The sequence below is a fragment of the Curtobacterium sp. USHLN213 genome (assembly GCF_037144815.1).
Classification (GTDB): domain Bacteria; phylum Actinomycetota; class Actinomycetes; order Actinomycetales; family Microbacteriaceae; genus Curtobacterium.
In genome coordinates this window covers 156,976-181,607 of sequence record NZ_JBBCYQ010000005.1, presented here as the reverse complement: position 1 = coordinate 181,607, position 24,632 = coordinate 156,976, and the positions used below count along the sequence as shown (strand labels likewise).

Here is a 24,632-nt window from a genome sequence, read left to right as displayed (position 1 = left end):
CCGACCCTACGACAGCGACAGCCCGAGCTTCCGGCCGGACAGCCCCCGTCCCATCGTGCCGATGCGGTCCGCGATCGCCGCCAGCGCCACCGCTGCCGGGTCCTCGGGATCGCCGAGCACCACCGGGACGCCGGCGTCGCCGCCCTCGCGGAGCGGCAGGGACAGCGGCACGCTGCCGAGCACCGGGACGGCGGTGTCCTGGTCGCGGGAGAGCCGGCGGGCGGTCTCGGCGCCACCGCCCTCGCCGAAGAGGTGCAGCACGGACCCGTCGGGCTGCACGAGGCCCGCCATGTTCTCGACGACGCCGATCACCCGCTGCCCGGTCTGCCGGGCGACGATCCCGCTCCGTTCGGCCACGTCGGCAGCGGCCGCCTGGGGCGTGGTGACGACCAGGACCTCGGCGTGGGGGAGCAGCTGGCCGACCGAGATCGCCACGTCACCGGTACCGGGCGGCAGGTCGAGCAGGAGCACGTCGAGGTCGCCGAAGTACACGTCGGTGAGGAACTGCGAGACGGTGCGGTGCAGCATCGGACCGCGCCAGGACACCGCGGTCGAGACGTCGTCCACGAACATGCCGATCGAGACGACCTTCACGTCGTGCGCGACCGGCGGCAGGATCATGCTGTCGACCCGGGTCGGGCGAGGGGCCACGCCCGCGGCGTCGGTGAGCCCCATCAGCCCGGGGACGCTGAAGCCGTGCACGTCGACGTCCACGATGCACACGCGCTGCCCGCGGGCCGCGAGGGCGGCGGCGAGGTTCACGGTGACCATCGACTTGCCGACGCCGCCCTTGCCGCTCGTCACCGCGATCACCCGGGTGAGCGAGTCCGGGGTGAACTGCACGCCCCGGGGCCTCCCCGCGCGGAGGCGTTCGGTGAGCGCGGCACGCGTCGCCGGGGCCATCACGGACACGTCGACCGCCACGCTCGAGACGCCGTCGACGGAACCGGCGGCCGCACGCACGTCGCGCTCGATGGTGTCGGCGGCCGGGCACCCGACGATCGTGAGCTGCAGGTCGACGCGCACCGCGCCTCCTGGCTGCACGTCGACACCACGGATCATGTCGAGCTCCGTGACGGGCCGGCGGATCTCGGGGTCGATCACGCGGCCGAGCGCGGCGAGGACCGCGCTGCCCAGCTGCTCGTCCGACCGGCCGCCGTCAGCCACGGGCCGTCGTGCCGGACTCGTCGGCGAAGCCGGCGTCCTCGGCGTCGCGCCGGTCGAGTTCCTCGAGCAGCGAGCGGATCTCGGCGCGGATGAAGTCCTTCGACGCCATGTCCCGCATCGCCAGGCGGAGCGCCACGACCTCGCGGGCGAGGTACTCGGTGTCGGCGAGGTTCCGCTCGGCGCGCTGCCGGTCCTGCTCGAACTGCACACGGTCGCGGTCGTCCTGCCGGTTCTGGGCGAGCAGGATGAGCGGTGCCGCGTACGACGCCTGCAGGGACAGCACGAGCGTCAGGGCCGTGAAGCCGATCGCCGCGGAGTCGAACTGCCAGGGCTTCGGGGCGAGCGTGTTGTAGCCCATCCAGACGACGCAGAACAGGGTCAGGCCGACGAGGAACCAGGGCGTTCCCATCGCACGCGCGATGCCCTCGGTCGCGCGACCGAAGGCGTCACCGCGACCTCGGCGCCGGGTCGGCAGGACGCGGGTGCGCATGCCCTTGGGGGAGTCGAGTCGAGCATCGGTCCGCTCGCGATCGCGGCGGTTGTCATCCGTTCGGGCCACGGGTGGTCCTCCTTCCCGTCGTCACGGGCGTCCTGCGTGGGCGTTGGCGCGGAAGCGGTGAGGGTTCCCCCTCGCCCTGACTTCGCCAGTCGTCCGGCAGGACGTGGTCGAGGACATCGTCGATCGTCACCACCCCGACGAGACGGTGGGCATCGTCGACCACGGGGACGGACAGCAGGTTGTAGGTCGCCATGATGCGCGTGACCTCGGCCGCGCTCGCGTCGACGCGGACCGGGTCGGTCTGCTGGTCGATGAGCGTGCCGAGTCGTTCGTTCGGCGGGTAGCGGAGCATCCGCTGGAAGTGCACGAGGCCGAGGAACCGGCCGGTCGGCGGCTCGTACGGCGGCAGCGTCACGCAGACGGCGGCGCCGAGCACCGGCGCGAGTTCGTGGCGGCGGACGAGCGCGAGCCCCTCGGCGACGGTGGCGTCGGCGGAGACGATCACCGGTTCGGTCGTCATGAGACCACCGGCGGTGTCGGGCTCGTACTCGAGGAGCATGCGGACGTCCTGCGCCTCTTCCGGCTCCATGAGCTGGAGGAGGGCCTCGCTGCGCTCGTCGGAGAACTGCGCGAGGACGTCGGCCGCGTCGTCCGGCTGCATGTGGTCGAGCACGTCGGCCGCGCGGGAGTCGACGAGCCGGGTGAGGATCTCGATCCGCTGCTGGTCGGGCATCTCCTCGAGCACGTCGGCGAGCCGGTCGTCGGGGAGTTCCTCGGCGACCTCGAACCGCCGTTCCTCCGGCAGGTCGAGCAGCGTCGACGCCAGGTCGGCCGGCAGCAGGTCGGAGTAGGCGGCGATCACGTGTTCGGCGGACTGGGCCTCGCCGGGGAGCTCGTCCTCGGTGACCTCGTTCCAGGTCGCGAACGTCGTCGGGCCCTTGCCGAACGGGGACGGCGTGGTCTTCGGCTTGCGGAGGAAGAGCTGCGACACCTCCCAGTCGCCCTGCCCGCGGTCCTCGATCGCGACGTCCTCGATGGTGGCGCGGATGCGTTCCTTCTTGATGAGGACCTTGCGGCCGAGCATCTCCGCGATCACCCGGACCTCGCCACCGCGCTGCTCGAAGCGGCGCATGTTCACGAGGCCGGTCGTGATGACCTGCCCGGCACCGATCGAGGTGATGCGGCCGATGCTCACGAAGATCCGGCGCTTGCCCGGGACCTCGACGATCAGACCGACGACGTGCGGCGGATCGGCCCGGCGGTACACCACCAGGACGTCTCGGACGCGGCCGACGCGGTCTCCCGCGGGGTCGAAGACGGAGCACCCGGCGAGGCGGGCGACGAAGACCTTCGTGGCGCTCACCCGACCCAGCGTAGTCGGTGCGTCTGGCCGGATCCGCCGTGGCGGTCGGCGGCTTCCCTGAGAGTGCACGTGCGATTGCAAGGTGTGCGGTGAATGATGGCTGTGTGAGCAATCAGAGCCCGTTCGGCGGCCGGACCGCCCAGGCCTTCCCGACGCTGCCCAAGGGCGACGTCCTCGGCACCTACGACAGCTACCCCGACGCCCAGCGCGTGGTGGCCAAGCTCGCCGAGGCCGACTTCCCGGTCAACCAGCTCTCGATCGTCGGCAACGACCTCAAGACCGTCGAGCGCGTCACCGGCAAGATGACGTACGGCCGTGCGGCGATCGCCGGCGCGCTGTCCGGCCTCTGGCTCGGCATCTTCTTCGGCATCGTGCTGACGCTCTTCTCGCCGAGTGCCGGCGGCCTCATCCTCGCCGCCGCCATCATCGGTGCGGCGTTCGGCATGCTCTACGGCATCGTCTCGTTCGCGATCACGAAGCGCCAGCGGGACTTCACGAGCGTGCACCAGGTCCTCGCGACGAACTACCAGATCGTCGTCGAGCCGCAGCTCGTGGGCCAGGCTCGTCGCATCCTCGGTGAGGCCGGGCTCGCCCCCACCACACACTGGAACCCCGGTACGCCGGGTGCCCCGGGACCGCAGAGCGGCCCAGGGGCCGGGTTCCAGGGGCAGCCGCCGCAGCAGCCGTGGCGTCCGGGTCCCGGGTCTGGCTCCGGTGCTCCCGGGTCCGGCGGGCAGTCGGCCGGGTCCGGCGGCGGGTGGGGCGCCGGTCAGCAGGGATCGCCGTACGGTGGGCACGCCACGCCGCACCACCAGCCAGGAGGCGCGCAGCAGCCCGGCACGCCGCCATCCGGCGCGCAGACGGGGACGCCGCGCTACGGCACGAACGAGGGGCCGCGCTACGGGGAGACCCCGGCGACCGCTCCCGCGCCGGCAGCGCCCGCGTCCGCACAGCAGCCGCGTGCGGAGGAGCCGCCGCGCTACGGGGAGCGGGTGACCGGGGCGACGCCGCCGGCGCCGAGCTCCGCCGAGTCCGCGGAGTCGGCGCCCCCGAAGGACGACGAGTCGCGTTGAGTCGCTGGCGGCCGCCGAGCCAGAGGGAACGGTCGGGGCGGGGCCGAGGTCGCACGACGGGGTCGGCGCCGGGGTCGGGGCCGAGGTCGCACGACGCGCCGCTCACGTCCGCCGAGGTCGCACGAACGGCCGTTCCCCGTCGCGGGGAGCGGCCGTTTCCGCGACCTCGGCGGCGTCCGTCCCGCTCGCGGATCGTCGAGCGGGCGGGACACGCCGCGCGCACGTCGTCGAGCGGGCGGGAACGGCCGCCGAGGTGCTGCGAGCGGGACGTACTTCGCCCGCTCGGGGCCCGGGCTAGAGGACCTTCGAGTAGCAGATCGAGGTCGGGACCCCGACGTACGGCCCGAAGTTCGCGATGCGCGTGAACCCCTCGCGCTCGTAGAACCCGATCGCACGCTTCTGTTCGTTCCCGGTCTCCAGCACGAGCGCCGGCGAACCGAGGTCGAGCGCAGCGTCCTCCAACCGACGCAGCAGCGCCGCCGCGACACCGGCACCCCGGGACTCCGGCCGGACGTACATCCGCTTGATCTCGGTGATGCCGTCCTGCACGACCCGCAGCCCGCCGCAGCCGAGCGGCGTGCCGTCGTCGTCCCGCGCGAGGAAGAACACCGCGATGGAGTCCGCCGTCGGCTTGTCGCCGGGTTCGGTGTCGCCGCCGTACGCACGGTCGATCTCCAGGCGCTGGGCGGCGCGGAGCCGCTGGGCGTCGGGGGAGTCGAAGTGCTCGACGTCGATCGAGAACGCGCTCTCGCTGGGGCTGGGGGAGACCTCCGGTGTCGTCACCCGCTCAGGCTAGCGGCCGGAGCGGGCGATCCACCCCTCCACTTCCGAGGGGGTCCGGGGGATGCCGACGGACAGGTTCTCGGCGCCGTCCTCGGTCACGAGGATGTCGTCCTCGATGCGGACGCCGATGCCGCGGAACTCCTCGGGCACGGTGAGGTCGTCCTGCTGGAAGTACAGGCCGGGCTCGATCGTGAAGACCATGCCGGCCTGCACGGTGCCGTCGATGTACATCTCACGCCGGGCCTTCGCGCAGTCGTGCACGTCGAGGCCGAGGTGGTGGCTCGTGCCGTGCACCATGTAGCGACGGTGGAACTGGTTGTCCTGCTGGAGCGATTCCTCGGCGCTGCCGGGCAGGAAGCCCCATTCGGCGGTCTTGCGGGCGATGACCTCCATCGCGGTGGCGTGCACCTGACGGAAGGTGATGCCGGGCTTCACGATGGCGAAGGCCGCGTCCGCCGCTTCGAGCACGGCTTCGTACACGAGGCGCTGCACGTCGGTGAACGTGCCGCTGACCGGGAGCGTGCGGGTGATGTCGGCCGTGTAGAACGAGTCGACCTCGACCCCGGCGTCGATGAGGATCAGGTCGCCCGGCTCGACGGCGCCGTCGTTGCGGGTCCAGTGCAGGATGCAGGCGTGGTGGCCGGAGGCGGCGATCGTGTCGTAGCCCACGGTGTTGCCGTCGGCACGGGCACGGCGGTTGAACGTGCCCTCGACGATGCGCTCGCCGCGGGGGTGCGCCAGGACCGCGTCGAAGTCGGCGATGACGTCGTCGAACCCTGCCTTGGTCGCGTTCACGGCCTTCCGGAGCTCGTTGACCTCGTACGCGTCCTTCACGAGGCGCAGCTCGGAGAGGTCACGGGCGAGGGCGTCGTCCGTCGCGGGCACGCCGTCGGCCTCGGGCGCGCCACCGACGGCGCTGCCGATCCGGTCGTCGAGCCCACGGGTGAGGTCGGTGTCGGCGTCGCGCACGACGAGGGCCGAGGCGTCGAGTCCGGCGCGCACGGCGTCGAACGCGCCGAGGTCGGCCGTCGCGAGACCGAGGTCCGCCGCGACCTCGTCCAGCGAGGGGCGCGGGCCGACCCAGAACTCCCCGATCTCGGGGTTGGCGTAGAACTCCTCGGAGTCGCGGCCGGCGGTCGCGCGGAAGTACAGCGTGGCGTCGTGCCCGGAGCCGTTCGGCGTCATGACGAGCACGGAGCCGACGACGGTGTCGGTGCCCCAGCCGGTCAGGTGCGCGAACGCGGAGTGCGGGCGGAACGGGTAGTCGCAGTCGTTCGATCGCACCTTGGCCTGGCCGGCCGGTACGACGATCGTCCGGCCCGGGTGCAGCTCGGAGAGCTTCGCGCGGCGCTCGGCAGCGAAGGCGGCCTGCTCGCGGGGCTCGGGCAGCGGACGGTCACGATCGGCCCACTGCGAGCCGATGTAGTCCTTGAACGTCGAGGATCCGGGGGTGGTGGAACGGTTGCTCGTCGCGCGGGGCGTGGTGTCGGACATGCACCCATCATCGCACCGCCCGTCGCTCCGCGGCCTGTGCGCCCGCTCACCTGTGGATAGCATTGTCGACGTGCCCGATCCGTTCATCGACCTGCACGCGCACTCGAGCGTCTCCGACGGCACCGAGCGACCCGCGGACCTCGTCCGGGCGGCAGCAGCCGCCGGACTGGACGCCGTCGCGCTGACGGACCACGACACGACCGCGGGGTGGGACGAGGCCACGGCGACCGTCCGCGACCTGCCGGTCACGCTCCTCCCGGGCCTCGAACTGAGCACCCGCGTCGGCTACCGCAGCGTGCACGTGCTCGGCTACCTGGTCGACCCCGCCGACCCGGCGCTCGTCGCCGAGACCGAGCGGATCCGCGACGGACGCCTCGCGCGGGCCCGCCGGATGGTCGACCGCATCGGCCGCGACCACCCGATCACCTGGGACGACGTGCTCGCGCAGTCCCGCGACGGGGCCACGATCGGCCGCCCGCACATCGCCGACGCCCTCGTCGCCCGCGGGCTCGAGGCCGACCGCAGCGCGGCGTTCCGGGGGATCCTGCACCCGGCCTCCGGGTACTACGAGCCGCACGAGGCGCCGTCCCCGCTCCGGGGCGTCGAGCTCATCCGACAGGCCGGCGGCGTGCCCGTCATCGCCCATCCCGCCGCGTCGTCGCGGGGGATCGTGATCGACGAGCCGATGCTCCGCGAACTGGTCGAGGCCGGGCTCGGTGGGCTCGAGGTCGACCACCGCGAGAACCTCGCGCACGGCAAGCGCACCCTGCTCGACTGGGCGACGCGGTACGGCCTGTTCGTGACCGGGTCGAGCGACTACCACGGCACGGGCAAGCCGAACCGGCTGGGCGAGCACCGCACGGCGTTGGCGGCGTTCGACGCCATCCGCTCCGAGGCGACCGGCAGCGCGCCCGTCGTCGGCGCCGGCTCCCGCCTGGCCTGACCAGCGCGGCCGACCGGGCGTCAACGACGTCAAGTCAACGACGTCAAAGCGACAGTCTTCGCGCTGGTTGCTCCGACCTGGCCGCCAAAGCGACGGGATGACGCGGAACGTTCGCGGGAGTCTGTCGCTTGTGCGGCAGGCGACTCCGGCCCGGCGCGGCCCCCGCCCGGCGCGGCCCGCACACGACGAAGGGCCCGTCGCGTCGGCGACGGACCCTTCGGTGTGACGGCCTGGAGGCGCTACTCGCCGTCCGACGATCCCTGCGGCGCCGAGGCGGTCGCCTCGGACGAGCCGCTGCCGCTCCCGCGGCGGCGACGCCGACGACGACGCTTCGCGGCGCCGTCCGTCGAACCGTCGGCCGGTGCGCCCTCGGCACCACCGGACTGGGCCGGGGACTCGGCGTCCGCAGGTTGCGAGGCGGACCGTGCCGCGCCTCCCGAGCCGTTGCCGGAACCGGATGCCGAACCCGAGCCGGACCGCGTCCGGGTGCGGGGCGGACGCGAGCCGCTGCGCGGACGGTCGCCCGACTGCTTCTCGGCGGGGCCGCCGGCCGATGCCGCGTGCGCCGAAGCGCCGGGCAGACGGCCCTTGGTGCCGGCCGGGATGTCGAGTTCCTCGAACAGGTGCGGCGACGACGAGTAGGTCTCGACGGGCTCGGGGATGCCGAACTCGAGCGCCTTGTCGATCAGCGTCCACTTGTGCAGGTCGTCCCAGTCGACGAACGTGACCGCGATGCCGGTCTTGCCCGCACGGCCGGTGCGCCCGGCACGGTGCAGGTAGGTGTCCGGGTCGTCCGGGATGGTGTGGTTGATCACGTGCGTGACGTCGTCCACGTCGATGCCACGGGCCGCGACGTCGGTGGCGATCAGCACGTCGCGCTTGCCGGCCTTGAAGGCGGCCATGGCACGCTCGCGCTGCTCCTGGTTGAGGTCGCCGTGCACCGCTGCGGCGTTGAACCCGCGGTCCTTGAGCTCCTCGACGAGCTTCGCGGCCGCGCGCTTCGTGCGGGTGAAGATCACGGTCTTGCCGCGCCCCTCGGCCTGCAGGATGCGGGCGATGACCTCGTCCTTGTCGAGCGAGTGCGCGCGGTAGATGAGGTGCTTGATGTTCGCCTGCATCAGACCCTCGTCGGGGTCGGTCGCGCGGATGTGCACCGGGCGGCTCATGAAGCGGCGGGCGAGCGCCACGATCGGCGCGGGCATCGTCGCCGAGAACAGCATCGTGTGCCGCACCTCGGGGATGGCCTGGAAGATGCGCTCGATGTCCGACAGGAACCCGAGGTCGAGCATGCGGTCGGCCTCGTCGAGGACGACCTCCTGCACGTGCGACAGGTCGAGCAGGCGCTGGCGCTGCAGGTCGATCAGGCGCCCGGGGGTGCCGACGACGATCTGGGCGCCCGCCTTGAGCTGCTCGATCTGCCCCTCGTACGCCTTGCCGCCGTAGATCGCCGCGATGGTCGTCGGGCGGTTCGAGGTGGCGAGCTCGAGGTCCTCGGTCACCTGGACCGCGAGTTCGCGGGTCGGCACGACGACGAGGGCCTTGACGCCGGGCGCCGGGTCGGCTCCGAGGCGCTGGATGAGGGGGAGGCCGAAGCCGAAGGTCTTGCCCGTACCCGTCTTGGCCTGGCCGATGATGTCCTGGCCGGTGAGGGCGAGCGGGATCGTCTGCTGCTGGATCGGGAAGGGCTCGAGGATGCCCTTCGTCGCGAGCGCGTCGACGATGTCCTGCTCGATGGAGAGGTCTGCGAAAGTCAAAGAATCACCTTAGTTCTGGTGGAAGTCCCGACCAGTCTACCGGCGGGTCGGGCTCGGTTCTCCAGGCCCCTATGCTGGAGCCGTGGTGTCGTGGTGGAACCGGAAGCGCGCGGCGGAGCTCGCGTCCGCGTGGCTCGCGTCGCGGAACCCGCGGAACGCCTCGCCCGTGGAACGTCTGCAGCTGGACGACGTCAGCCCCGAACTGGACGTCTACCTGGGCCAGGCGGCGTACCTCGAGCTCTCGCTCTACGAGACGATGGGCCGCGCCGGGGCCGGTGCGCCGACCCTGTCCGGACGGCTCGTCACGGGCGTGCTCGCGACGACTGCGCTCGAGCGGCACCGCGCCATCGTCGCCGAGATCGAACGGACCGGCGGTGACCCGGCTGCGCTGATGGCCCCCCACCGCGAGGCGATCGACCTGTTCCTCGAGCGCACGAGCGGCGCGGACTGGTACGAGTCGATGCTCACGGGCTACGTCACCGCGGGGATCCTCAACGACCTGTTCGGCTCGCTGCTCCGGTCGCTCCCGGCCGAGGTCCGGCAGCGCCTGAAGACCGTGTTCGACGCGCGTGAGGAAGCCGCCGTCGTCGAGGAGCTCACCGAACGCATCGCCGAGGACCCGCAGGTCGGGTCGCGACTGGCGATGTGGGGGCGGCGGCTCGTCGGGGACACGTTGCTCGTGGCCCGGTCGGCGCTCGCGTCGCACGCGCGTGAGGACCAGGAACGGCTCGAGCCGGTCTGGACCGAGCTCATCGCCGCGCACACGCGGCGCATGGATGCGCTCGGCCTGACGGCCTGACGGCCCCCGGGTCAGGCGCCGGAGGCCTTGACGCGCTCGTAGTACGCCGCGTCGGCAGCCGTACGGCGCTTGCCGAGGACCCACTCCGCGACGAGGGCGACCACGCCGGCACCGACCAGGGCGACGACCCAGATCCAGGTCGCGTCGTACTGCCAGCCGGCCCAGGTCAGGGCCTCCCACAGCACCGCGGCGACGATGCCGCCGACCGCGGGGCCGAGCAGGGAGCCACGGCTCGACCGCCACGGCAGGACCACGTGCGCGACGGCCCCGAGGATCAGCCCGCCGAGGACCGCGAAGAGCAGCTCCACGTCAGGCGACGAAACCGATGCGACGGGACTCCTCCGCGCCGACCTCGACGTAGGCGAGGGACGCGACGGGGACGATGAACCGACGGCCCTTGTCGTCCTGCAGCGAGAGGTGCGTCGCCTTGTCGTCGAGCGCGGCCGCGACGGCCTTCTCGATCTCGTCGGCGGTCTGGGCGGTCTCGAACGCGATCTCGCGCGGGCTGTTGGTGATGCCGATCTTGATGTCCACGAGCACAGCGTATCCGAGCGGCCCCGACGGCCATCGGGCGTTCGCCGCAGGCGCACTGTCGGTCGCTGCGGTTACCGTACGAGGGTGCCCCAGACGACGCTCACGCCCGCACCCGAGGCCACGGGCGTCGCGCGGGCGTTGACGTCCGACCCGTCGCAGGCCGCGGTGCTCGCGTTGCCGGACGGCCGGCACGCCGCGGTCATCGGCGCACCGGGCACCGGCAAGACGACCACGCTGTCGCGGCTGGTGGCAGCACGGCTCACGCGCGACGACGCGATCTCGCCCGACGGTCACGCCACCGTCCTCGCCCTGACGAGCGCCCGCACGGCCGCGACCGCGCTCCGCGACCGGCTCGCCGCCTCGGTCGACCGGGTGATGCCGGGGGCACTCGCACGGACGGTGAACTCGTTGGCCTTCCAGCTCGTCGCGCACGCCGCCGCCGTCCAGGGCCTCGAGGCCCCGACCCTCCTGACCGGCGGCGAGCAGGACCGCATCATCGCCGACCTGCTCGACGGGCACGAGACCGACGGCACGGGTCCGGACTGGCCGGCACCGATCACCGCCGTCGTCCGCGAACGCGCCGGCTTCCGCACCGCCCTGCGCGACGTCATGATGCGGGCGGTCGCCGCGGGCGTGGAACCCGAGGACATGCGCGAACTCGGGGACGACACCGGGCGTCCGGAGTGGCGGGCCGTCGGGGACTTCGTCGACGAGTACCGCGCCGCCGTGACCTCGTTCCGGGCCACCAGCCTCGACGCCGCCGAACTCGTCGCCTACGCCACGGCCGCCGTCCTGCGGGGGCAGGTCCCGGCGAGCGTCGCCGCGCTGCGCCTCGTCGTGGTCGACGACACGCAGGAGCTCGTCGAGGGGGAGATCGCGCTGCTCGGGGCGCTCGCCCGCTCCGGCGTGCAGATCGTCGCCTTCGGTGACCCCGACATCGCCGCGTCGGCGTTCCGCGGGGCCGAGCCCGACGTGCTCGGCCGCCTGGCCTCCCGGCTCGGTGTGGACCGCGTCGACGAGCTGGTCCTCGGCACGGTGCACCGGCACGCGGCACCCGTCCGCGCGCTCGTCTCCGGCATCACGGCGCGCATCGGTGCCGCCGCGGCCGGACGGCAGCGCACCGCCGTGGCGACCACGGCGGACGCCCGACCCGATGCCGTCGTGCACCTCGAGGGCGCGAGCCGTGCCGCGCTCGTCGTCGCGATCGCCCGGCGGCTCCGCGAACACCGGCTGCTCGACGGCGTCCCGTGGCACCGGATGGCCGTCGTCACCCGCAGCGGTGCCGCGATCCCCGAGCTCGTCCGCGCGCTCTCCGTGGCCGAGGTCCCCGCGACCGCCGGGGCCGCGCCCGTCCGACCTCGCGACGACACCGCGGCGCGGTCCCTGCTCGACGCCTCGGCCGTCGCGCTCGGGGTCCTCCCGCTCGACCCGGTGCTCGCCACGTCCTTCGCGACCGGGCCGCTCGGCGGGCTCGACACCCTGGCGATGCGGCGACTCCGCCTCGCGCTGCGGCGGGAAGAACTGGCCGGTGGCGGTACCCGCACGGCCGACGAACTCCTCGTGGACGCCCTCGGGGCGCCCGAGCGCCTGGCGACCGTCGACGCCGGGTTCGCCCGACGCGCGACGCGGCTCGCACGGAGCCTGGTGCAGGCGCACCAGGACGCCGAGTCCGGTGCGAGCATCGAGGAGATCCTCTGGGGCCTCTGGGAACGGAGCGGGCTCGCCGGCGCCTGGGGCGGCCAGTCGGCTGCCGGCGGGGTCGGTGCGGCCGAGGCCGACCGGCACCTCGACGCCGTGGTCGGGCTGTTCACCGCGGCGAAGCGGTTCGTCGAGCGCACGCCGGACGCCCCCGCACGGGTGTTCGTCGACGACCTGCTCGGCGCCGACCTGCCCGAGGACTCGATCGGCCCCGACCGCACCGCCGGCCGGGTCCGCGTGCTCACCCCCTCGGCCACGATCGGGCTCGAGTGCGACGTCGTCGTGGTGCTCGGGCTGCAGGACGGCGTCTGGCCGAACACCCGGGTGCGGGGCAGCCTGCTCGACCCCGACGGCCTGGTCCGAGCCGCCGCGGGGATCGACCACGAGACGATCGACGACCGCGCCGCCGTGATCGCCGACGAACTCCGCCTGTTCGCCCGTGCGGTGTCCCGCGCCACCACCCAGGTGATCATCGGGACGGTGGCGAACGACGACGAGTCGCCCTCGCCGTTCGTCCGCCTCGTGCCCGTGCCGCCCGACCGGCAGCCGACCGTGCACCCGCTGTCCCTGCGCGGCCTCGCCGGATCGCTCCGTCGGCGCGTGGTGGCCTCGGGCGACCACGAGGCCGCGTCCGCCCTCGCGCGCCTGGCCGAGGCCGAGGTCCCCGGCGCCGCTCCGGACGACTGGTACGGGCTCGCCGAGCCCTCGACCGACGACCCGCTCGTCGACCTCGACGCCGAGCCGGCACCCGAGCACGAGGGCGGCGAGCCCGTGCCCCCGACCGTGTCGGTCTCGCCCTCCCGCATCGGTACCTTCGAGGAGTGTCCCGTGCACTGGTTCGTGCAGACCTTCGGCGGCAGCGCCCCGAGCCCCGCGATGGGCATCGGGACGATCGTGCACGAGACCATGGAGCACGCCACCGCCGTCGACGTGGAGTCCCTGTGGCAGCACGTCGAGGGCCGGTGGGACGAGCTGACGTTCGAGTCGCCGTGGATCGCCGATCGCGAACGCGCCCGCACCCGTCGCATGATCGAGGGACTGAGCGACTACCTCCGCACCTTCGCGAGCGCCGGACGCCGACTGCTCGGCGCCGAGACCTCGTTCGCGCTCGTCACCGGGCCGGCACGGATGCGCGGCAGCATCGACCGGATCGAGGTCGACCCGGACGGCCGTGTCAGCGTCGTCGACCTCAAGACCGGGCGCTCGATGCCGAGCGAGAAGAACGACATGCCCGAGCACCCCCAGCTCGGCGCGTACCAGCTCGCGGTCGAGGACGGCGCGGTCGAGGGGGTCCCCGCCGGCTCGGCGATGGCCGATGCCCGGCTCGTGTTCGTGCAGAACGCCCGCAGCGGCCGTGCCTACTCCGAGCGGACGCAGCAGGCGTTCGACGACGAGGCGCGTGAGGCCTTCCGCCAGCGGCTGCACACCGTGGCGACGGGCATGGCCGGACGGACCTTCCTGGCGAACGTCGACGACCACTGCGAGAAGGCCCGGACCGGCGTCGAGTGCCGGATCCACGTCGTGGGCGAGGTGACCTGGTGAACGAGGAACAGCTGCTCGGCCCCGACGGTGCCCGCACCGCCGACCCCGACCGCGTCGAGCCGCCGCGGCACGGCGCCGACGCGATCGCCGACGCCCTCGGACGCCCGCGCCCCACGGCGCAGCAGCGCGCCGTCATCGAGTCCCCGCTCACCCCGGCGCTCGTCGTCGCGGGAGCCGGCAGCGGGAAGACCGAGACGATGGCGTCGCGGGTCGTCTGGCTGCTCGCGAACGGGATGGTCCGCCCCGACGGCATCCTCGGCCTGACCTTCACCCGCAAGGCCGCCGGCGAACTGTCGGTCCGCATCAACGACCGCATCCGCGCGCTCGAGGACGTCGGGCTGCTCGAGGCCGGTGACGCGTTCGAGGCGCCGACGGTGTCCACCTACAACGCGTTCGCCAACTCGGTCTTCCGCGAGAACGCCCTGCTCGTCGGCCGCGACGGCGAGTCCCAGGTGCTCACCGAACCGTCCGCCTGGCAGCTCGCGCGCCGGGTCGTCGTCGCGGCGCGGGACGACCGGCTGGCCGGGCTCGACCGCGACGTCGACACCGTGACCGCCGCGGTCGTCTCGCTCGCCGGCGCGGTGTCCGAGCACCTCGTCGAACCGGAGCGGTTGCGTCGGTTCGCGATCGATTTCGCCGAGCTGCTCCAGCTGCCGGGGAACGCCCGCGGCGGCGCGTACAAGGTGATCACCGACGCCGTCGCCGCGGTCGGTGCCCTCGAACCCCTCGTCGACCTGGTGGAGGAGTTCCGCCGGCAGAAGGTGGACCGCGGGTTCGTGGAGTTCTCCGACCAGATCGCGCTCGCCCTCGCCGCGGCCGAGTCGGCACCGCGTGTCGTCACCGACCTCCGGCAGCGGTACGGCGTCGTGCTCCTCGACGAGTACCAGGACACCTCGGTCGTGCAGACGCGGTTCCTCGCCCGGCTCTTCCGCGGGCACCCGGTGATGGCGGTCGGCGACCCCCACCAGTCCATCTACGGGTTCCGTGGGGCGAGCGCCGCCAACCTCGCCCGGTTCCCGCGCGACTTCGGCGGGACGTCCGACGACGGCGCCGACGCCGCACGCCCCGTCACGTTCGCGCTCTCCACCAGCTGGCGGAACCCGGTCGACGTCCTCGCCGGTGCCAACGCCGTCGTCGCGCCCCTGTCCGAGGCGTCCGAGGTCGACGTCGAGCGCCTCGTCCCCCGACCCGGGGCGGACGCCGGGACGGTCCACGCCGTGTTCCCGGAGACGCTCCCGGACGAGGCCGCCGCCGTGGCGGAGTGGTTCGCCGCGCGCCGCGCCGCCGACCCGACGGGGTCGATGGCGCTCCTGCTGCGCTCGCGGAAGGACCTCGCCGCGTTCACCGCAGCCCTCGGCGACCGTCGCGTGCCGTTCCACGTGCTCGGCACCGGCGGACTCCTGCAGCGGCCGGAGATCGTCGACCTCGTCGCGTGCCTCCGCGTGCTGCACGACCCCGCCGCCGGCAACGACCTCATCCGGCTGCTCGCCGGCGCCCGGTGGCGGATCGGCGCCGCGGACATCGCCGCCCTGCACGCCCTGGCCCGCTGGCTGTTCGGCCGCGACCACACCCAGCAGCGACTCGACGACGACGTCACCGCAGCCTTCCGGGCATCGGTCGCCGCGGGGGAGCACGGCTCGATCGTCGACGCCCTCGACTTCGTCGCCACCGCCCCGGACGAGCACGGCGCGCTCGCCGACATCAGCGAGACCGGACGCCTCCGGATGCGCGACCTCGGCCGCCAGCTCCAGGCGCTCCGGTCCCGGGCCAGTGGCGACCTCGTCGACTTCGTCACACTCGTCGTGCAGGAGATGCGGCTCGACATCGAGGTCGCCGCGCACGAGCAGGGGAGCGGGGCGTTCCTCGACGCCTTCATCGACGAGCTCGCGGGCTTCGTGACGACGGACGACCGGGCCGACCTCGGTGCGTTCCTCGGCTGGATCGACGCCGCTGCCCGTCGCGACGACATGGGTCCCCGCTCCGAGGAGCCCGAGGCCGGCACCGTGCAGATCCTGACGATCCACGGGTCGAAGGGCCTCGAGTGGGACGCCGTGGCGGTTCCCCGACTGGTCGAGGGTGCGCTCCCGGCCCGCCCGCTGGAGGGCTCGTCCGGGTGGATCGGCTTCGGCCGGCTGCCGTACGAGTTCCGGGGAGACGCCAACGAGCTGCCGCGACTGGACTGGCGCGGGCACGACACGCAGAAGGACGTCACGCTCGCGATCGACGCCTACAAGGAACAGGTGAAGGCCCGCAACGAGGACGAGGAGCGTCGCCTCACCTACGTCGCGCTCACCCGGGCGAAGCACGACCTGCTCGTCTCCGGCTCGTTCTGGGCGGGCGGGGTCCGACCCACCGAGCCGAGTCGGTACCTGCGGGACCTCGTCGTTGCCGGTGTCGTGGACGCCGCCGCCGTCCCCGAGACGACCGAGCACGAGGAGAACCCCCTCGGTGACGCCGGGGCCACGCAGTCCTGGCCGCACGTGCCGTTCGGGCAGCGCGCCGCCCGGGTGGTCGCCGCCGCCGACCGCGTGCGGAACGCCAACCCCGGGGCGGCCGGTCGGTTCAGCGCCGACATCGACCTGCTGCTCGCCGAGCGCGCCGCGAACCGGTCGGCCCGGCACCGGGTGGTCGTCCCGCACCGCGTCCCGGCGTCCGGGTTCAAGGACTACCTGGCCGAACCGGACGCCGTGGCCGAGCGGCTGCGGCGCCCGATGCCCGAGCGGCCCTACCGCGCGACTCGCCTCGGCACGCTCTTCCACCAGTGGGTCGAGCAGCGTGCCCGCAGCGGCGGTTCGCTCGAGACGCTCGACGCCTGGCCGGACGAACTCGACCTCGACCCGGACGACGTGGTCGACGCCTCGGCGGACGTCGCGGTCACCGACGACGACGCCCGGCGGCTGGCCGACTTCCAGGCGACCTTCGCCCGGTCACGGTGGGCGGAGCTGACACCGATCGAAGTCGAACGGGAGATCCACATCCCGTTCCTCGGCCACAGCGTCGTCTGCAAGCTCGATGCGGTGTACGAGATCGACGGCCGGGCCGAGGTCGTCGACTGGAAGACCGGCAAGACCCCGTCGGGCGACGACGACCTGGCGAAGCGGCAGCTGCAGCTCGCGTTGTACCGGGTCGCCTACGCGGAGTTCACCGGGCGTTCGATCGACGAGGTCGACGCGGTGTTCTACTTCGTGGCCGACGACCTCGAGGTCCGGCCGCGCGAACTCCTCGACCGCGCCGGCCTCGAGCGCGCCTGGCGGGACGCGATCGGCTGATGACGGCCCGGCGCCGGCCGGCCGCGCTGACGCCGGCTCGGCGCCGGCCGGCCGCGCTGACGCCGGCCCGCACGTCGAACCACGAATCCGACGTCGAACCACGCACGGACGCTGGTTCGATGTCGGAACCGTGGTTCGATCCGGACCGGTGGCGCGGGGGACCGCCGGCGACGGGGCGGGGGCGAGCCGCGCCTCCAGGGCCGCCGCGCGTCAGCCGTGCCGACGCGTCAGCCGCGCCGGAGCGCGTCAGCCGTGCCGAAGCGCGTCAGCCGCGCCGAAGCGCGTCAGCCGTGCCGACGCTCGGTCGACGACAGCAGCTGCTCGACCTCGCCGATCTCCATCGTCTCCGGCGAGACCGACTGCAGCGGTGCCGCGCTCGGCGTCTGGACCGCGTCCACCAGCCGGTGCATCATCGCGACCGCGTCGTCGACGACCTCGGTGCTCTTCACCTGCACGCCGTGCAGCAGCCACTGCGCGGTCTCGAGCTCGTGGTGCACCCGCGCGCGCTGCGCGAGCTGCCGGTCCCGGCCGCCGCCGTTCGCCTCGTACGCGCTGAGGACGGTGTCGAACGCATCCTTGCGGCCGGCGAGCACCCACGCGAGGTCCTTCGCCGGGTCGCCGAGCCGCAGCTCGCCCCAGTCGATGACGCCGGAGACGTCGTCACCGGAGACCAGGATCGTCTCGGTGCCGAGCGACCCGTGCACGACGGTGGGCGTGAACTGCCAGAGCTGCTGGTCTCGTGCCGCGCCCTCCCACCGCTCTTTGAGCGCCGCCGGGACGAGCTTCGTGGCGACCGCGCGGTCCATCACGGAGACGGCCGAGCGCAGGACCTCGAACGGGGTGAGGGACGGCAGGCCGGCGTCGGTGACGAAGCTCGTCGGCAGCTGGTGGATCGCCGCGATCGCCCGGCCGACGCTGGTCGCGAGCTCCGGTCGTTCGACGAGGGCCTGCAGCTTCGGGTGCGTCCCGGGCAGGTACGAGGTGACGATGGCGCGGGTCGAGCCGATCGGCGCCTGTCCGCGGTACTCGGCGACGCCGAACGGGAGGCGCGTGCGGATCCCGGCGCTGAGCGCCCGGATCGCGACGAGGTCGGCGGACTGTCGGGCCTCGGCCCGCTGGTTGCGTGGGCGGCGGATCGCGGACCAGGCGCCGTCGGCGTCGCGGAGGACGGCCGACTCGTAGTCCCCGGACGCGGCCGAGCCGAGCGTGCGCGTGCCCGTGACGACGAGGCCTGAGACGGCCGTGGTCGCCAACGCGGCTAGAGTGAACTGGGATCCCGCCATGCCCCTCAGGGTAGGTCCGCAGCCGGTGGTCGAGCGTGCGCCACGCTGGCCCGCGGCAGCCCGGGCTCCCGCACCGCCGACCCGATCCGACCCGAGGAGCCCCCTGCCGTGACCGTCGAGTTCGCCGCGAGGCTGCCCCTCTCCCGCAACGACCTCGACCGCGACGCGGAGTTCCGCACGACGGACGACCTCGACCGGGTGCTGCGGGACGACCCGTCAACCCGGTACCTGCCCGTCCGCGGCTCCGAGATGCTGCGGAACGCCGACGGCACCCTCCGCTTCGTCTCCGCCGATGCCGTGCCGGTCGACGCGGTGACGCTGTACCTCGGTCGCGCCGTGTCCGACGCCCCCGATACGCCCGCCGGCACCCGGTTCGTCGCCGCGTTCCTCGACGCCGAGACCGCTGCCCGGATCGAACCGGCCGACGACGCGTGGGAGAGCCTGCGGAGGTTCGGGACCGAGCTGTCGCCGCGCGACCAGGGCCTCGCGGTCGAGGCCGTGGCGATGGCGAACTGGCACGCCGTGCACGGCTTCTCACCCCGCACCGGGTCCGCGACCGACGTGGTCACCGGCGGCTGGGTGCGCCGCGATCCCGAGGGACACGAGCACTTCCCGCGCACCGACGCGGCGATCATCGTCGGGGTCACCGACGCCGACGACCGGATCCTGCTCGGGTCGAACGCGGCGTGGGACGCCGACCGGTACTCGCTGCTCGCGGGCTTCGTCGAGCCGGGGGAGTCGCTCGAGGACGCCGTCCGGCGCGAGGTCTGGGAGGAGTCCGGCGTCCGCGTCGAGGAACCCGAGTACCTCGGCTCGCAGCCGTGGCCGTTCCCGGCGTCGCTCATGCTCGGCTTCCGCGCCCGTGCGGTGGACGGGGACCCGACGACGGCCCGGCCGGACGGCGTGGAGATCCTCGACGTCCGGTGGTTCTCGCGCGACGAGATCCGGGAGCGTGCGGGCGACACCCTGCTGCTGCCGGGGAAGACGTCGATCGCCCGGGCCATCATCGAAGAGTGGTACGGCGGGCCGCTGGATCTGCCGTGAGCAGCGCCGCCGCCGGGGCCGGGGCCGAGCCGCTCCGACCACCGTCGCCGGACGAGCTCCTCGCCGCCCTCGACGCCGAACAGCGCACCGTCGCCCGGACGCTGCTCGGTCCCGTGGCCGTCCTCGCCGGCGCCGGCACCGGCAAGACCCGCGCCATCACGCACCGCATCGCGTACGGCGTCGCGACCGGCACCTACGCGCCGAACCACGTCCTCGCCCTGACCTTCACCACCCGGGCGGCCGGCGAACTGCGGTCGCGGCTGCGCTCCCTCGGCGCGGGCACGGTGCAGGCCCGCACGTTCCACGCCGCGGCGATGGCGCAGCTCAGCTACTTCTGGCCGGACACCGTCGGCGGCCACGCCCCGAAGATCGTCGAGTCCAAGGGTCGGATGATCGCGCACGCGGCGGACACGGTCGGCCTGCGGGTGGACACCCCGACGCTCCGTGACCTGGCCGGCGAGGTCGAGTGGCGGAAGGTCCAGATGCTCTCGTACGACGAGTACGAGGCCGCGGCGGCCGACCGGGTCATGCCGCGCGACACCGCGCCGCGCCGGGTCCTCGACCTCATGCGCGCGTACGAGCAGCTCAAGGACGACCGACGGCAGCTCGACTTCGAGGACGTCCTGCTCGCGACGCTCGGCATGGTGGAGTCCGAGCCGCGGGTGGCGTCATACGTCCGGCAGCAGTACCGCTTCTTCGTCGTGGACGAGTACCAGGACGTCTCGCCCGTGCAGCACGACCTCCTGCGTGCGTGGCTCGGCGGCCGGGACGACGTCTGCGTCGTCGGCGACGCCAGCCAGACGATCTACTCGTTCGCGGGGGCGTCGAGTCGCTACCTGCTCGGCTTCGGCTCGGAGTTCCCCCGCGGGTCCGTGCTGCGGCTCGAGCGGAACTACCGCTCCACTCGCGAGGTGGTGCACGCCGCGAACGCGCTCATGCGCGGGCAACCGGGCGCCCTCGACCTCGTCGCGCAGCACACCGAGCCCGGACCACGGCCCGAGGTGCTCGCGTGCGTGCACGACGGCGACGAGGCGCAGACGGTCGCCCGGACCATCGCGTCGCTGGTCGCCGACCCGGCCTCGGGCGCGTCCTACGGGGACGTCGCGGTGCTCTACCGCCTCGGCGCCCAGGCCGCCGCGGTCGAGTCGGCGCTCGGACGCGCGGGCATCCCGTACCGGGTCCAGGGCGGCACCCGCTTCTTCGACCGCCCCGAGGTGAAGCTCGCGGTGCACCACATGCGGGGCGAGGCCGTCCGGCAGACCGACGACGAGCTCACCCGGCGGGTCGGCCTCGTGCTGCAGGTGAGCGGGTGGACGCCGACGCCACCGGAGGGCACCGGCGCCGTGCGCGAGCAGTGGGAAGCGCTGCAGGCGATCATGGGCCTCGCCGAGGACGCTCCCGCCGGCACGACGATGCAGCAGTTCACGCAGGACCTGGTGGACCGTGCCGCGACGCACCACGAGCCGGAGCTGGACGCCGTGACCCTCGCCACGCTGCACTCGTCCAAGGGCCTGGAGTGGCCGCACGTCGTGGTGATCGGTGCGGCCGAGGGGCTGCTCCCGATCTCGTACGCCACGACCGACGCCGAGATCGACGAGGAACGCCGGCTCTTCTACGTGGGGCTGACCCGTGCCCGCCGGTCGGTGACGGTCACGTGGTCGCGACAGGGTTCCACGCGTGGGGGAGCCCGGGTGGCGAGTCGGTTCCTGGCAGCGCTCGGCACGAACAGCGCGGATGGAACGTCACCGGGAGTCGACTGACCGACAGGTCGTCGCGCTCGAAGACGAGCTGGTCCGGACCGGGGTGCTGGGTGCGCGACGGCAGCCGCTCGAGGAGCATCCGGGTCGCCGCCGCCGCGACCGCCGCGGTCCGGTAGGGCGAGAGCGGCGGCGCGGGGCGGCCCCACACCTGCGCCGCGATGGCCGGCCAGCACGGGTCGTCGTCGACGTGCGCGTACTCGACGCACTGGAGGCACGGCCCGGCACCCGGGACGACGAACGGCCCGAGGTGCACGCGTCCGTCCCCGACGACGACCGGCAGGTGCGCGGTGCCCCGCCGGGTCCAGGCCGCGCGGACCGCCGGGTCGACGACGTGGTCGGCCACCACCACGGCGAGCTGGGGATCCGGGTCGGGGACGGTCACCGGTCCACCACGTGGCGCGGTCGTGCGCGCGACCGTGACGCCCTCGCCCGAGAGCAGTTCGGCGACCGCGTCCGGCAGGGTCCCGGTGCCGTGCACCTCGACCCGGGCCAGCGGTTCGGGCAGGACGTCGACGACCGCGGGCGAGGCGTCCCCGAGCACACGCGCGGCGAGACCAGGCGGACACCCGATCGCCGCGGCGACCCCGGAGAGTGCGTCACGGCCGGTCTCGCGGCGGAGTGCGCACAGGAACCGTTCCTCGGCCGTGGTCGGGACCGGTACGACGGCGCGCGGCGGATCGACCCCGAGCTGGACGGTGGTCGGGTCGCGCCAGACGAACTCGAGCGTCGGATCGATGCGGATGCCCATGCCCCCACGCTGGCGGACCAGGCGCCCGCGCGGGGCAGGGACAGCGGATCTGTGGAGAACTACTTCGGAGCGTCGCCCTCGTCGACGTTGCCGGACTCGTCCTCGCGCGGACGGTCACCGGTGGCGTCGTTGAGCAGGTCCTCGAGCGCCTTGTCGAACTCGTCGTCCTCGGCGGAGCGGCCGGGGTTGCGCAGCCGGGCCACGAAGGCGTCCGGCGCGTCGATGTCGTCCGAGGTCGGGACCGCGTCGAAGTGCGACCAGAGCGCGTCGCGCTGCTCGGTGCCGAGCTCGTCGGTGACCCGCTGCCACATCGCCGCTGCCTCGCGGAGGCGGCGGGGGCGGAGTTCGAGGCCGACGAGGGTCGCGAACGCCGATTCGGCCGGACCACCGGCGGCACGACGACGTCGGACCATCTCCGCGATCGCGCCGGACTTCGGCAGACGCTCGGTGGCGGCGGCGGTCACGGTGTCGACCCAGCCCTCGACGAGCGCGAGCATCGTCTCGAGGCGGGCGAGGGCGGCCTCCTGCTCCTCGGTGCGCGGCGGGATCAGGGCACCGGACGCGAGGGCGTCCCGGAGCTGTTCCTGGTTCGTCGGGTCGATCTCGGACGCGAGCTCCTCGACGCGGTCGAACGGGATGTGGATGCCCCGCGCGTAGTCGGTGATCGACGAGATGATGTGCAGGCGGAGCCAGCGGGCCGAACGGAACAGCCGTGCGTGCGCGAGTTCCCGGACGGCCAGGTAGATGCGGACCTCGTCTTCGGGGACGTCGAGTCCCTCGGCGAACTCGGCCACGTTCTGCGGCAGGAGTGCGGCGACCTGCTCGTCGAGGAGCGGCACGCCGACGTCGCCGCCGGACACGACCTCCTTCGAGAGCTGCCCGACGACCTGGCCGAGCTGGATCGCGAACAGTGCGCCGCCGACGCCGCGCATCGCCTTCGAGACGTCGCCGAGCATCGCCTTGAGCTGCTCGGGGGCACGCTGCTCGATCGCCTCGGTCAGGGCGTTCGAGATGCTCAGCGCCACGGGTTCGGCGATCTGCGCCCACACCGGCGTCGTCGCCTTCGCCCACTGCTCGCGCGTGTAGAGGCTCGGCGTCGCGGTGAGCTCGGCGACCGAGGTGGCCTCGTCCAGCCAGAGCGCCGCGACCTGGAACGCCTGGTCGGCCGCCTGCGAGGTCGCGGGGTCGACCGGATGGCCGCCCTCACGAGCGATCGCGGTGGCGCGCTCGGACGCGACGGAGAAGTCGATGCCGTCACCGCCCGACTGCGCGGCACGCTGCAGCTGGCTCATCAGGTTCGCGACGAAGGCCGGGTCGTTCGGCAGTCCGGCGGCACCGGCGAGCTGCGACGGGTCGATCTGGCCCTCGCCGGAGAGGAGCTTCCGGAGCATCTCCTGGAAGTCGTCGTCCGGCCCCGGCTGCGGTTCATCAGGCATGACGACTACGCTAATCGCTGCTCACGGGGCCGCGCCTGGGACGCCCCCGTGGGAACGCCCGAACCGCTGCGCCGAGGGCGAACAGCCCCCGTGGAAGGACGTTCTCGTGACCCTCTTCGCCGCCGAGCCCCGTCGTCGTCCCCGTTCCCGGACCGTCGGCTGGGCGTTCGTGATCGGTGCCGTCGTCCTCGGGCTCCTCGCCAGCCTGCTGCCGAGCCCCTACCTGATCGAGGTCCCCGGCCCGGTGTACAACACCATCGGGACCCAGGAGCAGGGCACGGGCAAGGACGCGAAGCAGGTCAAGCTCATCCAGGTCGACGGCCACCCGACCTACCCCACCGCCGGCGCGCTCGACATGCTCACCGTCGGCATCCAGGGCGACGCCACGAACCGCCCCTCGTGGACGAGCGTCATCCGGGCGCTGTTCACGAAGTCCGAGGCGGTCATCCCGGCGTCCGCGATCTACCCCGAGGGCGTGACCACCGACCAGGTCAACCAGCAGGACACCGCCGACATGCAACAGTCGCAGCAGTCCGCCGTGGCCGCGGCACTCATCCAGCAGGGGTACGAACTGCCCACCGACCTCGAGGTCGGCACGGTCCAGAAGGGCTCCGCGGCCGACGGCGTCATCGAGAAGGGCGACGTCATCCGCTCCTTCGACGGGACCTCGCTCACCGAGAACGCCGACGCGACCTCGCTCCGTGAGCTGGTCGCGAAGCACGGCACCTCGGGCCCGGCGACGGTCGTCGTCGAACGCGACGGCGCTGAGAAGACGGTCGAGCTGACGCCGCGGAGCGAGCAGGGCACGGCCCTGATCGGCGTGGGCATGACCGAGCAGTACGACTTCCCGTTCCGCGTCTCCATCGAGCTCCAGGACGTCGGTGGCCCGTCGGCCGGGATGATGTTCGCCCTCGGGATCATCGACGAGATCACGCCGGGCAAGCTCAACGGCGGCAAGCACGTCGCCGGCACCGGCACGATCACCGCCGACGGCGAGGTCGGCGCGATCGGCGGCATCCGGCAGAAGCTGTACGGCGCGAAGGACGCCGGCGCGACCGTCTTCCTCGCCCCGGCCGACAACTGCGGCGAGGTCGTCGGCCACGTCCCGGACGGACTCGACGTCTACAAGGTCGCCACGCTCGACCAGGCGGTCACCGACCTGCAGACGATCGCCTCCGGGAAGAGCACCGCGAAGCTCGCGCGCTGCACGTCGTAGACCCGGCCACGCGCTCCAGGCGACGTCCGCGGCCGTCGCGATCCGTGCCTCCCGAACCGTGTTCCAGGAGGCGCGACCCGCCATCCTGAGTCTCCGTACAGTTTCAGGGGTGCTCGCGCCACATAGGATCGATGCACTGACGGCCCGCCGCGCCGGGCCCGCCGGTTCGACACGTCTGGAGCACATCAAGTGACGACAACCTCGTCCACCTCGGGGCGGCGTTCGCC

General features: G+C 73.3%; 19 protein-coding genes. 8 read left to right on the top strand and 11 right to left on the bottom strand.

What is annotated here, in order from left to right; genetic code table 11:
- Positions 1 to 6 precede the first annotated feature (6 nt).
- From WFH25_RS09020 to WFH25_RS09010, 3 genes are read right to left on the bottom strand one after another with little or no spacing between them, the layout of a single operon-like run.
- A complete protein-coding gene (locus WFH25_RS09020) occupies positions 7 to 1,167 on the bottom strand; it encodes an Mrp/NBP35 family ATP-binding protein (protein ID WP_336697453.1) in 1,161 nt (386 codons plus the stop codon).
- Entirely contained in the window at positions 1,160 to 1,726 is a 567-nt protein-coding gene (locus WFH25_RS09015) for a DUF1003 domain-containing protein (protein ID WP_374115141.1), read from the bottom strand. Before WFH25_RS09015 ends, WFH25_RS09020 begins: the two co-directional genes overlap by 8 nt.
- Positions 1,710 to 3,029: a magnesium transporter MgtE N-terminal domain-containing protein gene (locus WFH25_RS09010; protein WP_070416690.1), complete on the bottom strand. Its 1,320-nt coding sequence runs from the start codon at positions 3,027 to 3,029 to the stop codon at positions 1,710 to 1,712. Before WFH25_RS09010 ends, WFH25_RS09015 begins: the two co-directional genes overlap by 17 nt.
- Before the next feature lie 104 nt (positions 3,030 to 3,133).
- Between WFH25_RS09010 and WFH25_RS09005 the strand changes: the two genes are divergently transcribed.
- Positions 3,134 to 4,102 (top strand): general stress protein, encoded by a 969-nt coding sequence (locus WFH25_RS09005; protein ID WP_229085194.1) that lies wholly within the window; start codon positions 3,134 to 3,136, stop codon positions 4,100 to 4,102.
- A gap of 294 nt (positions 4,103 to 4,396) precedes the next feature.
- Here the strand turns inward: WFH25_RS09005 and WFH25_RS09000 are convergent, their stop codons facing one another.
- Together WFH25_RS09000 and WFH25_RS08995 are read right to left on the bottom strand one after the other, a co-directional pair.
- Positions 4,397 to 4,885 (bottom strand): GNAT family N-acetyltransferase, encoded by a 489-nt coding sequence (locus tag WFH25_RS09000; protein WP_092384196.1) that lies wholly within the window; start codon positions 4,883 to 4,885, stop codon positions 4,397 to 4,399.
- Between the two features lie 9 nt (positions 4,886 to 4,894).
- The gene (locus WFH25_RS08995; RefSeq protein ID WP_071302018.1) at positions 4,895 to 6,379 is read right to left on the bottom strand and encodes an aminopeptidase P family protein; all 1,485 of its coding nucleotides are present in this window, start codon (positions 6,377 to 6,379) and stop codon (positions 4,895 to 4,897) included.
- Positions 6,380 to 6,449: 70 nt separating this feature from the next.
- On the opposite strand from WFH25_RS08995, the gene WFH25_RS08990 reads away from it, so the two are divergent.
- Entirely contained in the window at positions 6,450 to 7,322 is an 873-nt protein-coding gene (locus WFH25_RS08990) for a PHP domain-containing protein (protein ID WP_083403228.1), read from the top strand.
- 239 nt (positions 7,323 to 7,561) lie between these two features.
- Here the strand turns inward: WFH25_RS08990 and WFH25_RS08985 are convergent, their stop codons facing one another.
- On the bottom strand, positions 7,562 to 9,076 hold the full coding sequence (locus WFH25_RS08985) for a DEAD/DEAH box helicase (protein ID WP_071294990.1): 1,515 nt from the start codon (positions 9,074 to 9,076) through the stop codon (positions 7,562 to 7,564).
- An 82-nt stretch (positions 9,077 to 9,158) separates the two neighbouring features.
- On the opposite strand from WFH25_RS08985, the gene WFH25_RS08980 reads away from it, so the two are divergent.
- Complete coding sequence (locus WFH25_RS08980) at positions 9,159 to 9,875, top strand: ferritin-like fold-containing protein (RefSeq protein ID WP_070416686.1); 717 nt, start codon at positions 9,159 to 9,161, stop codon at positions 9,873 to 9,875.
- An 11-nt stretch (positions 9,876 to 9,886) separates the two neighbouring features.
- On the opposite strand, the gene WFH25_RS08975 is transcribed toward WFH25_RS08980, so the two are convergent.
- Together WFH25_RS08975 and WFH25_RS08970 are read right to left on the bottom strand one after the other, a co-directional pair.
- Complete coding sequence (locus WFH25_RS08975; protein WP_070416685.1) at positions 9,887 to 10,183, bottom strand: hypothetical protein; 297 nt, start codon at positions 10,181 to 10,183, stop codon at positions 9,887 to 9,889.
- A gap of 1 nt (position 10,184) precedes the next feature.
- Positions 10,185 to 10,409, bottom strand: a complete 225-nt coding sequence (locus WFH25_RS08970) for a DUF3107 domain-containing protein (RefSeq protein ID WP_070419176.1) — start codon at positions 10,407 to 10,409, stop codon at positions 10,185 to 10,187.
- Between the two features lie 84 nt (positions 10,410 to 10,493).
- On the opposite strand from WFH25_RS08970, the gene WFH25_RS08965 reads away from it, so the two are divergent.
- Entirely contained in the window at positions 10,494 to 13,649 is a 3,156-nt protein-coding gene (locus WFH25_RS08965; protein WP_336697452.1) for a PD-(D/E)XK nuclease family protein, read from the top strand.
- Entirely contained in the window at positions 13,646 to 16,918 is a 3,273-nt protein-coding gene (locus WFH25_RS08960) for an ATP-dependent DNA helicase (protein WP_336697451.1), read from the top strand. The genes WFH25_RS08965 and WFH25_RS08960 overlap by 4 nt, the downstream gene beginning before the upstream one ends.
- Before the next feature lie 284 nt (positions 16,919 to 17,202).
- Here WFH25_RS08960 and WFH25_RS08955 read toward each other — a convergent pair whose 3' ends face one another.
- A complete protein-coding gene (locus tag WFH25_RS08955; protein ID WP_070416684.1) occupies positions 17,203 to 18,201 on the bottom strand; it encodes a phosphotransferase in 999 nt (332 codons plus the stop codon).
- A gap of 108 nt (positions 18,202 to 18,309) precedes the next feature.
- Between WFH25_RS08955 and nudC the strand changes: the two genes are divergently transcribed.
- Positions 18,310 to 19,245 carry an NAD(+) diphosphatase gene (gene nudC, locus WFH25_RS08950; protein ID WP_336697450.1) on the top strand — a complete coding sequence of 312 codons (936 nt, stop codon included), beginning with the start codon at positions 18,310 to 18,312 and terminating at the stop codon, positions 19,243 to 19,245.
- A complete protein-coding gene (locus tag WFH25_RS08945) occupies positions 19,242 to 21,005 on the top strand; it encodes an ATP-dependent helicase (RefSeq protein ID WP_336697449.1) in 1,764 nt (587 codons plus the stop codon). Before nudC ends, WFH25_RS08945 begins: the two co-directional genes overlap by 4 nt.
- On the opposite strand, the gene WFH25_RS08940 is transcribed toward WFH25_RS08945, so the two are convergent.
- Complete coding sequence (locus WFH25_RS08940) at positions 20,896 to 21,753, bottom strand: hypothetical protein (protein ID WP_336697448.1); 858 nt, start codon at positions 21,751 to 21,753, stop codon at positions 20,896 to 20,898. The genes WFH25_RS08945 and WFH25_RS08940 overlap by 110 nt on opposite strands.
- Before the next feature lie 59 nt (positions 21,754 to 21,812).
- Positions 21,813 to 23,189, bottom strand: coding sequence for a zinc-dependent metalloprotease (locus tag WFH25_RS08935; RefSeq protein WP_070416680.1), 1,377 nt, complete (start codon positions 23,187 to 23,189; stop codon positions 21,813 to 21,815).
- A gap of 106 nt (positions 23,190 to 23,295) precedes the next feature.
- Between WFH25_RS08935 and WFH25_RS08930 the strand changes: the two genes are divergently transcribed.
- The gene (locus tag WFH25_RS08930) at positions 23,296 to 24,405 is read left to right on the top strand and encodes a YlbL family protein (RefSeq protein WP_336697447.1); all 1,110 of its coding nucleotides are present in this window, start codon (positions 23,296 to 23,298) and stop codon (positions 24,403 to 24,405) included.
- Positions 24,406 to 24,632 lie beyond the last annotated feature (227 nt).